Genomic DNA, 14,410 nt, shown 5'->3' with positions numbered 1-14,410 from the left:
GGTCAGCCGAGGATGCCGCGCTCGTACGCGACCGCGACCGCGGCGGCACGGTCCTTGGCGCCCAGTTTGGCGAAGACATGGGTGAGGTGGGTCTTCACGGTCGCCTCGCTGATGAACAGCTCGGCGGCGATCTCGCGGTTCGACGTGCCCCGGGCGACGAGCCGGAGTACCTCGCGCTCCCGCGCGGACAGCGTCTCGTGGCCGGGCGCGAGCGGAGTACGCACCCGTGAGATCAGCCGGGAGGCGACGGCGGGCGACAGGACGGTGCGCCCGTCGGCGGCGGCACGGACGGCGGTGAAGAGCTCGTCGCGGGGCGCGTCCTTGAGCAGATAGCCGGTGGCACCCGCCTCGATCGCGGGCAGGGTGTCGGAGTCGGTGTCGTACGTGGTGAGGACCAGGACCCGGGACCGGGCGCCGCGCCGGGTCAGTTCGGCGATCGCCGCGACTCCGCCGCCGCCCGGCATCCGCAGGTCCATGAGCACGACGTCGGGGTCGAGCCGGGCGGCCATGTCGACGCCCTCGACACCGTCGGCCGCCTCACCCAGCACCCGGAACTCCGCCGCCGACTCGAACATGCCGCGCAGTCCGTCCCGTACGACGGGGTGGTCGTCGACGACGATCAACGTGATGACGCGTGCGGGTTCCCGGTCCATAGCGGCCCACCGTACTGTGCCGAAGTGCCCTGGGCCCGGCGGACCATCGGGACCCGGGCGCAGACCGCGGTGCCGAGGCCGGGGCCGGTCTCCACCTCGACCGTGCCCGCGATGCGTTCGGCGCGCGCCCGCATGCCGCCGAGCCCGAATCCGCCGGCGCCCCGGTACGGCGGCAGCGCGGCCGGGTCGAAGCCGCGGCCGTCGTCCCGTACGTCCAGCGATATCTCGTCGCCCATGTAGGACAGGGTGATGCCGGCCCTGGACGCCCCGGCGTGCCGGGCCGCGTTGGCCAGGGCCTCCTCCGCGATGCGCAGCAGGGTGGCGCCGACCTCGTCGTGCAAGGGCTCGGCGGCGCCGGTGACGGTGAACTCGGCCCGGACCCCGGTCCGTTCCGACCAGGTGGCCACCGTCTTCTTCAGGGCTCCGGGCAGGTCGTCGTGTTCCAGCGCCGACGGAACGAGGTTGTGCACGGAGCGGCGCGCCTCGCCGAGGCTGTGCCGGGCGAGTGCGGCGGCCCGGGCGAGGTGCTCACCGGCGAGCGCGGGGTCGGTCCCGGCCGTGGAGGTCACGGCCTGGAGCTGGGCGATGATGCCGGTGAGGCCCTGGGCGATCGTGTCGTGGATCTCCGCGGCCAGCCGGCTCCGCTCGTCGGCCACCCCGGCCTCGCGTGCCTGCACGAGGAGTTGGGCGTGCAGGCCGGCGTTCTCCGCCAGGGCCTGTTCGAGCCGGGCGTTGGCCGACTCCAGTGCGGTGATGGTGTCGGTCCGGGTACGCGCCTGCTCGGCCTCCCGGTTGCCGATCTGGGCGAAGACCATGGTGAGGCTCACGTGCACAGCCAGCACGATGCCGAAGACGACCCAGTTCATGAAGGTGGCCGGCGGCAGGCCGCTGCCGGACTGCGCGCCCGCCATGATGACGGCGGTGGCCAGCAGCCCGGCCCGCACGCGCCGCTCCGGAAGCAGCCGGCCCGAGTCGAAGTAGCCCAGCACCGCGTAGATCGAGAAGAACGGGTTGCACCAGGTCAGTCCGAGGGCCAGCAGAGTACGGACGACGAAGTGGCACTGGGCCGCGGGTGATCCCTGCTCCGCCGGGAACCGGCTCCACAGGAGCTGGAGGGCGAGCGCTGCCGGGAAGAGCACCGCTACGGCGTACACGTCCGTGCGGGACATGATGAGCCCGCTGGTCACGGCCGAGACTCCCGCGGCCAGGCCGAGCAGTGCGTACGGTCCGTGCCGGAAGAACCGCTCCCACCACTGCTCCGCTGTCGTCTCCCCCGTCTTCATGGGTGAAGTCTGCCCCGTTCCGTTCACTCCCATCGGAACGTACGGATCGCGCCCGCCGCCGCCAGCACGGTCCACAGCGCCACCACCCCGAGGTACGCCCAGCTCGGCCAGGCACCCGTGGCGGCACGGTCCAGCACCTGGGACGCCGCGCCGAACGGGGTGACCTGGACGATGTGGCGGAGTACGTCGGGCATGACCTGCACCGGCACCCAGACGCCCGCGGTGAACATCATCAGGAAGAAGACGGCCGAGCCGATGGCGGCCGCGATCTTGGTGGTGCGCGAGACGGCACAGACCAGCGCGCCCAGCGCCAGCACGCAGGCGACGGCCAGCAGCAGCCCGAGCAGATACCCGAACGGCTGCCCCGGCAGCCGCACTCCGAAGGCGATCCGGCCGACGGCCATCACCAGCAGGGTGGAGCCGAGCGCGGCTGCGCCGTGCAGGACGATCTGCGCGCCGAGCACCGCGGAGGGCCGCACGGGGGTGGTGGACATGCGGCGCAGGATCCCGCGTTCGCGGTAGCCGGTGAGTACGGGCGGCATCGCCTGCAGACCGGCCATGATCATGGCGAGCAGCACGGCCACGGGTACGTACAGGTCGATGACGCGGCGCCCGCCGAGCGCGTCGTCGTGCTCCCGGAAGGACGGGATCAGGCCGAGGATCGTCAGGAGTACGGTCGGGAAGGCGAGGATCCAGAACAGGCTGCCGGGCTCGCGGAGGAAGAGCCGGGCCTCGGACCTCAGGACCGCGAGCGAGGAGCGCGAGGGGGCGGTGCGGGGCGCGGGGACGGTGTTCGCCGTGGCCATCTCAGGCTGCCTGTTCTGTCAGTCCGCGCTCGTCCGCGGGGCCGGGGTGCTCGGTCAGGTCGAGGAAGGCGTCGTCCAGGGTGGCTTCGGCGACGCGGAGCTGTTGCGCGGTGATCCGGAGCCGGGCCAGCAGCGAGATGACGGCGTTGACGGTCTCGTCGGTGCCGTTGATGGAGATCCGTCCGTTCCTGTTCTCGTACGAGCTCGCACCGGGCAGCCCGGACAGTTCGGCGTCGGGGAGCGGCTCGGAGGGGGTGAAGGAGATGGCTGTGGAGCTGCCGGTCCTGGCGATCAGTCCGGACGGGGTGTCGAGGGCGGCGAGTGTGCCCCGGTCGATCACCGCGATCCGGTCGCAGAGGCGCTGGGCCTCCTCCATGAAGTGGGTGACCAGCACCACGGTGACCCCGCTGCCCCGTACGTCTTCGATCAACTGCCAGGTGTCGCGCCGTGCACGCGGGTCCAGCCCGGTGGTCAGCTCGTCGAGGACCACGACCCGGGGGTTGCCGACGAGGGCCATCGCGATGGACAGGCGTTGTTTCTGGCCGCCGGAGAGCCGGCCGAACCGGGTGCTCAGCATGGTGTGCAGCCCGAGCCGTTCGGCGAGCGGGCGCCAGTCGGCGGGGTGCGGGTAGAACGCGCTGTAGAGCTCCAGCGCCTCGCCCACCGTGATCTTCGGCTGGAGTTCGCTCTCCTGGAGCTGCGCGCCCAGCAGGAGGGTCACGCGGTCGTGGTCCGCGACGGGGTCGAGACCGGCGACCCGGACCGTACCGGCGTCGGGGACGCGCAGGCCCTCCACGCATTCGACGATGGTGGTCTTGCCCGCGCCGTTGGGGCCGAGAATCCCGAAGATCTCCCCCTCGTCCACGGAGAAGCTCACCCCGTCGACCACGGGGCGGCCCGCGTAGGTCTTCCGCACCCCGTTCACCTCGATGATTGCCATGCCTGCGAGCATCGCGGGCGCAAGGCCCTCCGCGGCATCCGCCGACGCGCTCGAACCGGCATCCGCCGATCGGTTGATGCCGCACTACGACCGTCCTGGGCCATGCTCCGTCGCGCCTGGACCCTGTGGGGAAAAACAGGTGAGCGATGTCAGTGGTGAAACGTAGGCTCGCCCCTGATGCCCGAAGAACATGTAGAGCCCAAGGACCGGTCCGCCGTGCAGTCCCTGCTGCGGCTGTGGCCATATGTGAAGCCGGTACGGACCCGTCTGTTCGGTGCCGCCCTGATCGCGATCGTCGCCTCGTGTCTCGGCCTGGTGATCCCGCTCGTACTGAAGTGGATCGTCGACGGCCCGGTCGCCCACCAGGACCCGGGCGGTGTCTGGCTCGGCGCGCTGTTCCTGCTGCTGCTGGGGATCACCGAGGCGGTCCTGTTCGGGGTGCGGCGATGGATGGTGGCGCGTCCGCTGGCCGGCGTCGAGGCCTCGATGCGGGCGGACCTCTACCGGCATCTTCAGCGGCTGCCGGTGGCCTTCCACGACCGGTGGTCCTCGGGTCAGCTGCTGTCGCGCGGCACCACGGATCTGATGCTGCTGCGGATGTTCCTGGTCTTTCCGCTGACCTTTCTGCTGGTCAACACCACCACGATCCTCGTCGGTTTCGTGATCCTGCTGATCCAGGAGTGGACGCTCGGACTGGTACTGCTCGTCCCTGTCGTGCCGCTGGTCATCATCTGCTCGGTCTTCGAGACCAAGTACTCGGTGGTGGCGCGCAGGGCCCAGGACCAGGTGGGCGATCTGACGACGGTGGTCGAGGAGAGCGTGCTCGGCATCCGCATCATCAAGGGCTTCGGCCGGCACCGCAGCCAGGCGCTCGCCTTCCGGGCACTCTCCGAGCGGCTGCGCACCACGGAGCTCGGCAAGGCACGGCTGCTCGCGGGTATCTGGGCGCTCATCACGACGATCCCCGAACTCGCGATCGGGGCCGCGCTGGTGCTCGGCACGATCCAGGTCGCGGACGGGGGTCTGTCGGCGGGCACCCTGGTCGCCTTCCTCTCCACGGCGCTGGCGCTGCGGTGGCCGGTCGAGTCGATCGGCTTCCTGCTCGCGATGAGCCAGGAGTCGGCGACGGCGACCGAGCGGTTCTTCGAGGTGATGGACGTGGCGGAGGAGGAGGACACCTCCGTGTCCGGGGGCGCTGCCCGCGATGAGCAGCCCGAGGCCGGCGGCATGGTCTTCGAGGGGGTCGGGTTCCGCTACCCGGACGCGGAGGAGGATTCCGTCCCCGTCCTGAAGCGGATCGATCTGCGGATCCGGCCGGGCGAGACGATGGCCCTGGTCGGGGCCACCGGATCCGGCAAGACGACACTCACCGCGCTCGTGCCCCGGCTGCACGACGCCACGTCGGGGCGGATCACGCTGGACGGCGAGGACATCACCGCCATGCCGCGTGAGCGGCTGCGCGAGCTGGTGTCGGTGGCGTTCGAGGAGCCGACGCTCTTCTCCGCGAGCGTCGGGGAGAACGTGCTGATGGGCGCCGGCGGCGGGGGCGAGGAGGAGTTGCGGCGGGCCCTGTCGGTCGCGCAGGCCGAATTCGTCCACGATCTGCCGCACGGTATCGACACCCAGGTCGGCGAGCAGGGCCTCAGCCTCTCCGGCGGCCAGCGCCAGCGTCTGGCACTGGCGAGGGCCGTGGTCGGCCGGCCGCGGTTCCTGGTGCTGGACGACCCGCTCTCCGCGCTGGACGTGCACACGGAGACGCTCGTCGAGGCGGCGCTGAGGCGCGTGCTGGAGGAGACCACGGCGATCGTGGTCGCGCACCGGCCGTCCACCGTGATGCTCGCCGACCGGGTGGCGCTGCTGACGGAGGGCCGGATCAGCGCGGTCGGCACCCATCAGGAACTGCTGCGCAGCAACGCCGAGTACGCCTGGCTGATGTCCGGCGCGGGCGTCACGGGCGGCGGGGAACCCGCCGCGGCGTCCCCTCCGGGCCCGACGGCCGATGACCTTCCGGGCGCCCACGCCCCTGCCGAGGAGAGCAGCACCCGATGACGAGCACCACGACCGGCCGTCCCACGGAGCCGGGCGACAGCGAGGAGAGCGGGTCCCCGGAAGCGGTGGCCGTCGTACCCGCCGAGCGCGCCGGGGACCCCTTCGACCGCGACGACCTGCCCACCCCGCGCGGCGCCACCCGCGCGCTGCTCGTGTCGCTGCTGCGGCCGCTGCGGGGCCGGGTCGTGGTCGCCGCGCTGTTCCTGCTGATCCAGCAGGCCGCGGTGCAGGCGGGGCCGTTGCTGGTGGCGTACGCCATCGACAGCGGGGTGCCCGCGTTCCGGGACGAGGACTACGGGCCGCTGATCGCGGTGGCCCTCGGCTACGCGCTCTGCTCTGCCGGTGCGGGCGCCATGCAGTACGCCTTCATCAAGGCCTCCGCCCGGGTCAACCAGGACGTGCTGCTCGATCTGCGGGGCCGGATCTTCCGCCATGCGCAGGCGCTGAGCGTGGACTTCCACGAGCGGTACACCTCGGGGCGGCTGATCTCCCGTTCCACCACCGATGTGGAGTCGCTGCGGGAACTGCTCAGCGAGGGCCTTCAGGAGCTGATCGGTGTCGTCCTCTCCTTCGTCTCCATCTCCCTGATGCTGCTCTGGCTCGACTTCGGCACGGGTGCCGTCGCCGTCCTGTCCTTCGTGCCGCTGTACCTGCTGGTGCGGCTCTATCAGCGCCGGGCCGCGGTGATCTTCGCGTCGCGGTCGACGGCGATCGCGGCGGTGATCGTGAAGTTCGCGGAGACGATGAACGGGATCCGGCCCGTCCAGGCGTTCCGCCGGGAGCCGGTCAACGACGAGGTCTTCCGGAAGCTGAACCACGAGCACCGGCGCACGAACGGCGACGCGATGCTGGAGAACGCGCGCTATGTCGTCGGGTCCCGGCTGGTGGCCAACACCGCCGTGGCCGGAATCGTACTGTGGGGTGCCTACCGCGTCGCCTCCGGAAGCCTCGCCCTCGGTGTGCTGGCCGCGATGGTCCTGTATCTGCGGCGGCTCTACGACCCGATCGACCGGCTCAGCATGTTCCTCAACTCCTACCAGTCGGCGGCGGCTTCGCTGGAGAAGATCGCGGGGCTGCTGGCCCAGACGCCCACCGTCCCCGAGGCCCTGGAGCCCCGGGAGCTGCCTGCGTCGGTGGACGAACACCCGGGCCGCGAGGTGGTCTTCGACGGGGTGAGCTTCTCCTATCGCACGGGTGGTGAGGTGCTGCCGCGCTTCGATCTGACCGTTCCGGCCGGCCAGACGGTCGCCGTGGTCGGTTCGACGGGGGCGGGCAAGTCGACGCTGGCCAAGCTACTGGCCCGCTTCTACGACCCGACCGAGGGACGGGTGCTGCTGGACGGCACCGATCTGCGGGACCTCGCCACCCCCGAGCTGCGGCGCGGGGTGGTGATGGTGACGCAGGAGGCCTTCCTGTTCTCCGGCACGGTCGCGGAGAACATCGCGATCGGCAGCCCGGACGCGACCCGCGCGGAGATCGAGCAGGCCGCCAAGGCGATCGGCGCCCATGACTTCATCGCCGGTCTGCCCGACGGGTACGACACGGACGTACGCAAGCGGGGCGGCCGGATCTCGGCAGGTCAGCGCCAGTTGGTCGCGTTCGCCCGTGCCCTGCTCGCCAATCCGGCGGTCCTGATCCTCGACGAGGCGACGAGCTCCCTGGACATCCCTGGCGAGCGGGCGGTGCAGCGGGCGATGGACACCGTGCTGCACGGCCGCACCGCGGTGGTCATCGCCCACCGGCTGTCGACCGTGGAGATCGCGGACCGGGTCCTGGTGATGGAGCACGGCCGCATCGTGGAGGACGGCGCCCCGGCCGGACTGATCGGCGGCACCGGCCGGTTCGCCGGTCTGCACCGGGCATGGCGGGAGAGCCTGGCGTAGGGCGCCTCACCTGGACCGGGCCGGGCGGCCGGAGCGCCCGGCCGGTGGGGCCGGCCGTTCCGGCGGGTGCGGGCAGCCACGAAGCGAGCCGGCGGGTGCGGGGGCCCGGAAGCGAGCCGGAGGGCGCGGAACGAGCCACAGTTGCCGGCCGTCTCGCCAGGTGGTCACTTCCCTGTTCTTCACAAACTTTTCGAACACGTCACCTTCGGCCTCTACCTCAACGCCCTCTTCACATTTGGGCTTCCGGGGCCCCGGATGACCTCGCGGCGATGATCGGCGAAACGTCCGCTTAACGAACATGACCATTCCGGCAACGGACGAATTCCGGCCAACTTGTTGACGCGGTCCTGACAGGCAACGCCATCTGCTGACACTGTTCACCCCGTTCTGCGCACTGCTTGCTCTGCCCGGACGGCTCACCCAGCCGCCGGTACCCCCCTCGCAGAAGGAGTCCGCGTGAGATCCACGCTCAGCCGTCGTACCACCGCGACCGGCGCTCTGATAGCCGCAGCAGCCCTCCTCGCCGTAGGAGTCCAGACCGGCACCGCCACCGCCACACCGGGCGGCAGCGCACAGGCCTCGGCCTCACAGCCCAATCCCGGCGCACTGGCCAAGCAGCTCTCGCCCTCGCAGCGGGCCGAACTGATCCGCGAAGCGAGCGCCGGCACCTCGGCCGCGGCCAAGAAGCTCGGGCTCGGCTCGCAGGAGAAGCTCGTCGTCAAGGACGTCATCCAGGACAACGACGGCACCACGCACACCCGTTACGAGCGCACCTTCGGCGGACTCCCCGTCCTCGGCGGCGACCTGGTCGTCCAGGAGTCGAAGGCCGGCGCGACGAAGAGCGTCACCAAGGCGTCCAGGACCACCTCGGCGCAGCTCAAGGCCGTCGACCTGACCGCTGACGTGGCCCCGGCGACCGCCGAGAAGCAGGCCGTCGGCCTGGCCAAGGCGGACGGTTCGTCGAAGACCGCGGCCGACAAGGCGCCCCGCAAGGTCGTCTGGATGGCGTCGGGCACGCCGCAGCTCGCCTACGAGACCGTGGTCGGCGGACTCCAGGAGGACGGCACCCCGAACGCCCTCCACGTCATCACCGATGCCACCTCCGGAGCGAAGCTCTACGAGTGGCAGGCCATCGAGAACGGCGTCGGCAACACGGAGTACAGCGGGCAGGTCACGCTGGGCACCGCCCCGTCGTACACGCTGACCGACACCACGCGCGGCAACCACAAGACGTACAACCTGAACCACGGTACGTCCGGCACGGGCACCCTCTTCTCCGGCTCCGACGACGTGTGGGGCAACGGCCTCGCCTCGAACGCGGAGACCGCGGCGGCGGACGCCCACTACGGCGCCGCCGAGACGTGGGACTACTACAAGAACGTCCACGGCCGCAACGGCATCAAGGGCGACGGCGTCGGCGCGTACTCCCGCGTCCACTACGGCAACAACTACGTCAACGCCTTCTGGGACGACAGCTGCTTCTGCATGACGTACGGCGACGGCAGCGGCAACGCCTCCCCGCTGACCGCGCTGGACGTGGCCGCGCACGAGATGACGCACGGCGTCACCTCCAACACCGCGGACCTGAACTACAGCGGTGAGTCCGGTGGCCTCAACGAGGCGACCAGCGACATCTTCGCCACCGCCGTGGAGTTCTACGCGAACAACACCACCGACAAGGGCGACTACCTCATCGGTGAGAAGATCGACATCAACGGCGACGGCACCCCGCTGCGCTACCAGGACAAGCCGAGCAAGGACGGCGCCTCCAAGGACGCCTGGTACTCGGGCATCGGGAACGTCGACGTGCACTACTCGTCGGGCCCGGCCAACCACTTCTTCTACCTCCTCTCGGAGGGAAGCGGCGCCAAGACCATCAACGGCGTCTCCTACGACTCCCCGACCTCCGACGGCCTGCCGGTGACCGGCATCGGCCGCGACAAGGCCGCGCTGATCTGGTTCAAGGCGCTCACCACCAAGTTCACCTCCACGACCAACTACGCGGCCGCCCGCACGGGCACGCTCGCCGCGGCCGGTGAGCTGTACGGCACGACCAGCGCCGAGTACACCGCCGTCGCCAACGCCTGGGCCGGCATCAACGTCGGTACCCGTCCCGGCGGCACCGACCCCGGCGGCACGGTCTTCGAGAACGCCACGGCCGTCTCCATCCCGGACGCCGGTTCGGCCGTCACCAGCTCGGTCGCCGTCACCGGCCGCACCGGCAACGCCCCCAGCACCCTCAAGGTCGGCGTGGACATCACCCACACCTACCGCGGTGACCTGGTCATCGACCTCGTCGCCCCGGACGGCACCGCCTACCGCCTGAAGAACTCCTCGTCGAGCGACTCGGTGGACAACGTCAAGACGACGTACACCGTCAACGCCTCCTCGGAGGTGGCGAACGGCACCTGGAAGCTCAAGGTCCAGGACGTCTACTCGGGCGACACCGGCAAGATCAACAGCTTCAAGCTGACCTTCTGAACCATCGCGACCGCGTGACGCGCGACTGATACGGCAGCCGCCCGGGAGGAGATCACTCCTCCCGGGCGGCTGCGTACTCAGTTCGGGTTGTTCGCGTGGGTCAGGGTCTCCCAGGCGACGAACAGGTTGTTGGACCCGGCGGGCCGCTGCTGCTCGGTGAGGGTCTGGGTGTTGGTCATCGCGATGCCCATCCGGTTGTGCAGCGCGTTGAAGCCGACCTCGGTGACCGGACCGAGGCTGTCCTTGAGCGACCCTCCGCAGAGCGACGACGGAACGGCCGCCCCCAGCTGGTACTTGGCGTGCAGGCCGAGGGCGTGGCGCAGCCGGTCGGCGATCTCCGGGTAGAGGTCCTGCCCCTGGATCCGGCCGGTCTCCGCGATGTGCGAGATCGCGGACAGGCCGTATCCGGTGTGGGTCAGGTCGCGGCAGGTCTCCTGCGAGAGGCCGTCCACGAAGGTCGACTGGCCCTGCCAGTAGCCGATGATCTCGTCACGGGTGTCCAGACCGCTGCCGGGCGCGGCCTTCGGCAGCGAACCGTCCGCGGTCACGTAGATGTACGCGGGAACACGTCCGCGGAACTTGCTCACGGCCTTGTCGTACGAGGTCCGGTCGTCCAGGAAGACGGAGATGCCGATCGCGGCCTCGGTCATGCTCAGTTCCCAGTTGCCGTTGCTGTTCGAGCCGTTGATGACCTTCGGGAGGTAGACGGTGCGCAGCATGGTGGCGAAGCGGCCCGCGTTCGGCCAGCCGCTGTAGGTGTACTTGATGATCTCGGCGGCACGCGGCCAGGAGGAGCCTGCCCAGCCGGTCTGGAGGGGGGCGTTGCTGTTGGTGTGGTCCTTGATCACGGCCGACCAGGCGTCCATGATCTCGACGGCCTTCGCGGCGTAGCGGCTGTCCTGGGTGATGTACCAGGCCAGCGAGAGGGTGTACGCGGCTATCGCGTCCTCGCGCTCGTCGGTGCAGCCGTAGTTGGGGTTGGAGTACGAGCCGCACTCCACGACGGCGCGGGGTTTCGCCGTCCGGCCGAGCGAGGCGTACTTGCTCCCCATCATCTGGTCGTACGCGCTCTTCCAGGGCTGCGCCCCGGCCTGCACCTTGGCGCGGACGAAGTCGAGCTGGGGGCGGCTGACGAGCACGCCGGGGTGGGTGAAGGCCGCGGGGGCGGCGGCCCGCGCCGCTGCGGGTGCCTGGTCCGGGGCGGCCCGGCCGGCCGAGGCCGGCGCCATGAAGACGCCGGTGAGCAGGGCCGCGAGGGCGGTGGCGAGGCCGAGGCCGCGCCCGATGGTTCCGGTGCGCATGTGGGGGTGCCTTCCGGTACGGAGGAGGTCGGCAACTCGACCCGGAACTGCGGGTGTTCATATCCATGAACACCGAGTCGAGTTGTGAACGCTGCAATGAGTGAGGAACCTAAAGGCATCCCATGAACACGTCAAGGTCTTGTGTTCAGAAGGCGAAGGACCGGCACCCCGCGGCAGAAGGGCCCGGCTCCCCTGGAAACCGCCCAGGGGAGCCGGGCCCTCGGCAACGCGCGACGTCAGCGCATCAGCACGCCCGCGCCCTCGCCCGTCGCCTCCGTCGGCTGGGCGACCAGGCCGAGTTCGGCGCCGGTGGCCAGCAGCCGGTGGGCCGGCAGCACCCGTACCGTGTAGCCGTACGGGCCCGTGCGGTCGAGGGCGAGCGGACCGTCGTACAGCCAGCGGCCCTCCAGGTCCTGGCCGCCCGCCGGTTTCAGCGGGAAGACCTGGGCGTCCGAGATCGCGTCGGCGGAGTCGACGCGGCCGGCCACCGCCTGCACCTCCACGTCGTCCGGCTCCAGCGTCCCGAGGCTGATCCGGACCCGCAGCGCCAGCGTGGCACCCAGTTCGGCCGAGCCGCCGGCCGCGGTGGGCGTCACCGCCTCGACATGGTCGACGGCCACCCGCGGCCAGGCCGCCCGCACTCTGGCCTTCCAGCCGGCGAGCTCCCGTGCCGCGGCGGGATCCAGCGTGCGCCGGGCCTGCGCCGCGGGGGCGTACAGCCGCTCCACGTACTCACGGACCATCCGGTCGGCCAGCACCTTGGGGCCCAGCGTGCCCAGGGTGCTGCGGACCATCTCGATCCAGCGCCCGGGGAGCCCCTCCTCGCCCTGGTCGTAGAAGCGCGGTGCGACCCGGTCCTCGATCAGCTCGTAGAGCGCACCCGCCTCCAGGTCGTCGCGCCGGTCCTCGTCCAGCGCGGAACCGTCGGCCGTGGGGATCGCCCAGCCGAAGTCCGGCTCGAACCACTCGTCCCACCAGCCGTCGAGGACGGACAGGTTGAGGCAGCCGTTGAGCGCCGCCTTCATCCCGCTCGTACCGCAGGCCTCCAGCGGGCGCAGCGGGTTGTTCAGCCAGACGTCGCAGCCCGGGTAGAGCTTCTGGGCCATCGCCATCCCGTAGTCGGGCAGGAAGACGATGCGGTGGCGCACCCTGGGGTCGTCGGCGAACCGGACCAGCTCCTGGACCAGGCGCTTCCCGCTGTCGTCGGCCGGGTGCGCCTTGCCCGCCACGACGATCTGGACCGGGCGCTCGGGGTGCAGGAGCAGCGCCCGCAGCCGGTCCCGGTCGCGCAGCATCAGCGTCAGCCGCTTGTACGAGGGCACCCGGCGGGCGAAGCCGATGGTCAGCACGCCCGGGTCCAGCACCCCGTCGATCCACCCGAGTTCGGCAGCCTGTGCGCCGCGGGTCAGCCAGGAGGCGCGCAGCCTCTCCCGCACCTCGGTGACCAGTTGTTCGCGCAGGGTGCGGCGCAGGTCCCAGAGCTGCCGGTCGGGGATCTCGGCGACGGAGTCCCACCGGCCGGGGGTGCCCCCGGACTCGGTGCGCAGCCGGTAGACCTCGGGCGCGACCCAGGTGGGCGCGTGGACCCCGTTGGTGACGGAGGTGATGGGCACCTCCGGCGGGTCGAAGCCCGGCCAGAGTCCGGCGAACATCTCCCGGCTGACGGCGCCGTGGAGGGTGGAGACCCCGTTGGCGCGCTGGGCGAGCCGGAGCCCCATGACCGCCATGTTGAAGACGCCGGGGTCGCCGCCCTCGTACGTCTCCGTGCCCAGGTGCAGGATGCGGTCGGCCGCGACGCCGGGCAGTTCGCCGTCGTCGCCGAAGTGGCGGGCGACCAGGCCGCGGTCGAAGCGGTCGATGCCGGCCGGGACCGGGGTGTGGGTGGTGAAGACGGTGCCGGCGCGGACGGACTCCACCGCGGAGTCGAAGTCGAGGCCGGTTCCGGAGAGCTCGCGGATGCGTTCGAGGCCGAGGAAGCCGGCGTGCCCCTCGTTGGTGTGGAAGACCTCGGGGTCGGGGTGGCCGGTGAGCCGGCAGTAGGTCCGCACCGCGCGTACTCCGCCGATGCCCAGCAGTATCTCCTGGAGCAGCCGGTGTTCGCTGCCGCCGCCGTAGAGCCGGTCGGTGACCTCGCGTTCGAGCGGGGCGTTGTCCTCGACGTCGGAGTCGAGCATGAGCAGCGGTACCCGGCCCACCTGGGCCTGCCAGATCTGGGCGTGCAGGGAGCGGCCGCCGGGGAGGGACAGGACGACCTGGCTGGGCGTCCCGTCGGTTTCGCGCACGAGCGTGAGCGGTAGTTCGTTCGGGTCGAGGACGGGATAGCGCTCCTGCTGCCAGCCGTCGCGCGACAGGCTCTGGCGGAAGTAGCCGTGGCGGTAGAGCAGGCCGACGCCGACGAGGGGGACGCCCAGGTCGCTGGCGGCCTTCAGGTGGTCTCCGGCGAGGATGCCGAGTCCGCCGGAGTACTGCGGCAGGGCCGCCGTCACTCCGAACTCGGGCGAGAAGTAGGCGATGGCGGCGGGGAGCCCGTCGCCCTGGGCACGTTGCTCCTGGTACCACCGGGGGCCCTCCAGGTACTCCCGGAGGTCGGCGGACACCTCGCTGAGCCGGTGCAGGAACTGCTCGTCCCGGGACAGCTCGGCCAGGCGCCCGGCGGACACGGCGCCGAGCAGGCGCACGGGGTCGCACTCCGCCGTCCGGCCGGCCACCGGGTCGACTGCCTGGAAGAGCTCTCGGGTCTCGGTGTGCCAGGACCAGCGCAGGTTGCGCGCGAGGTCGCTGAGCGGTTGTAGGGGATCGGGGAGGACGGGACGCACGGTGAATCGACGAATGGCCTTCACGTATTCCACCTTTACAGGGGACGTACGAATCCGAGGGGACGCACCGCTGTGTGCGCCGCTCCGTCACCCTCGACGGTAGCGGTGTGCGGTGGGCCGCAGCCACGGCGCACGGCCGGGGCGGGTGGTGCGACCCCTGGTGGTCCGCCCGCCCCCGCCGCCGGTCCCTCCCGGGTC

The 14,410-nt window shown here is 71.1% G+C and carries 9 protein-coding genes; 3 read left to right on the top strand and 6 right to left on the bottom strand.

What is annotated here, in order from left to right:
• Window positions 1-2: 2 nt before the first annotated feature.
• From JGS39_RS09785 to JGS39_RS09770, 4 genes are read right to left on the bottom strand one after another with little or no spacing between them, the layout of a single operon-like run.
• Window positions 3-653, bottom strand: coding sequence for a response regulator (locus tag JGS39_RS09785; protein WP_219568369.1), 651 nt, complete (start codon window positions 651-653; stop codon window positions 3-5).
• Complete coding sequence (locus JGS39_RS09780; RefSeq protein WP_219568368.1) at window positions 620-1,936, bottom strand: sensor histidine kinase; 1,317 nt, start codon at window positions 1,934-1,936, stop codon at window positions 620-622. The genes JGS39_RS09785 and JGS39_RS09780 overlap by 34 nt, the downstream gene beginning before the upstream one ends.
• A gap of 23 nt (window positions 1,937-1,959) precedes the next feature.
• The gene (locus tag JGS39_RS09775) at window positions 1,960-2,742 is read right to left on the bottom strand and encodes an ABC transporter permease (RefSeq protein WP_219568367.1); all 783 of its coding nucleotides are present in this window, start codon (window positions 2,740-2,742) and stop codon (window positions 1,960-1,962) included.
• Window position 2,743: 1 nt separating this feature from the next.
• Entirely contained in the window at window positions 2,744-3,682 is a 939-nt protein-coding gene (locus tag JGS39_RS09770; protein ID WP_219568366.1) for an ABC transporter ATP-binding protein, read from the bottom strand.
• A 177-nt stretch (window positions 3,683-3,859) separates the two neighbouring features.
• Between JGS39_RS09770 and JGS39_RS09765 the strand changes: the two genes are divergently transcribed.
• The 3 genes from JGS39_RS09765 (at window position 3,860) to JGS39_RS09755 (ending at window position 10,095) form a co-directional block, all read left to right on the top strand.
• On the top strand, window positions 3,860-5,731 hold the full coding sequence (locus tag JGS39_RS09765; RefSeq protein ID WP_219568365.1) for an ABC transporter ATP-binding protein: 1,872 nt from the start codon (window positions 3,860-3,862) through the stop codon (window positions 5,729-5,731).
• The gene (locus tag JGS39_RS09760; protein ID WP_219568364.1) at window positions 5,728-7,614 is read left to right on the top strand and encodes an ABC transporter ATP-binding protein; all 1,887 of its coding nucleotides are present in this window, start codon (window positions 5,728-5,730) and stop codon (window positions 7,612-7,614) included. Before JGS39_RS09765 ends, JGS39_RS09760 begins: the two co-directional genes overlap by 4 nt.
• 456 nt (window positions 7,615-8,070) lie before the next feature.
• A complete protein-coding gene (locus tag JGS39_RS09755; RefSeq protein ID WP_219568363.1) occupies window positions 8,071-10,095 on the top strand; it encodes a M4 family metallopeptidase in 2,025 nt (674 codons plus the stop codon).
• A gap of 77 nt (window positions 10,096-10,172) precedes the next feature.
• Here JGS39_RS09755 and JGS39_RS09750 read toward each other — a convergent pair whose 3' ends face one another.
• Together JGS39_RS09750 and glgP are read right to left on the bottom strand one after the other, a co-directional pair.
• Window positions 10,173-11,396 carry an alginate lyase family protein gene (locus JGS39_RS09750; protein WP_219568362.1) on the bottom strand — a complete coding sequence of 408 codons (1,224 nt, stop codon included), beginning with the start codon at window positions 11,394-11,396 and terminating at the stop codon, window positions 10,173-10,175.
• Window positions 11,397-11,632: 236 nt separating this feature from the next.
• On the bottom strand, window positions 11,633-14,236 hold the full coding sequence (gene glgP, locus JGS39_RS09745) for an alpha-glucan family phosphorylase (protein ID WP_219568361.1): 2,604 nt from the start codon (window positions 14,234-14,236) through the stop codon (window positions 11,633-11,635).
• Between the last annotated feature and the right edge of the window lie 174 nt (window positions 14,237-14,410).

Source organism: Streptomyces poriferorum (assembly GCF_019399235.1).
In the GTDB taxonomy this organism is placed as follows: domain Bacteria; phylum Actinomycetota; class Actinomycetes; order Streptomycetales; family Streptomycetaceae; genus Streptomyces; species Streptomyces poriferorum.
The sequence above is the reverse complement of the archived record's forward strand: the minus strand, read 5'-3'. Positions and strand labels throughout refer to the sequence as shown.

Bases quoted from the DNA above. Each gene is read 5' to 3' on its own strand.
- JGS39_RS09785 (WP_219568369.1), bottom strand. From the start codon at position 653: ATGGACCGGGAACCCGCACGCGTCATCACGTTGATCGTCGTCGACGAC.
- JGS39_RS09765 (WP_219568365.1), top strand. From the start codon at position 3,860: ATGCCCGAAGAACATGTAGAGCCCAAGGACCGGTCCGCCGTGCAGTCC.
- JGS39_RS09780 (WP_219568368.1), bottom strand. From the start codon at position 1,936: ATGAAGACGGGGGAGACGACAGCGGAGCAGTGGTGGGAGCGGTTCTTC.
- JGS39_RS09760 (WP_219568364.1), top strand. From the start codon at position 5,728: ATGACGAGCACCACGACCGGCCGTCCCACGGAGCCGGGCGACAGCGAG.
- JGS39_RS09775 (WP_219568367.1), bottom strand. From the start codon at position 2,742: ATGGCCACGGCGAACACCGTCCCCGCGCCCCGCACCGCCCCCTCGCGC.
- JGS39_RS09770 (WP_219568366.1), bottom strand. From the start codon at position 3,682: ATGGCAATCATCGAGGTGAACGGGGTGCGGAAGACCTACGCGGGCCGC.
- JGS39_RS09750 (WP_219568362.1), bottom strand. From the start codon at position 11,396: ATGCGCACCGGAACCATCGGGCGCGGCCTCGGCCTCGCCACCGCCCTC.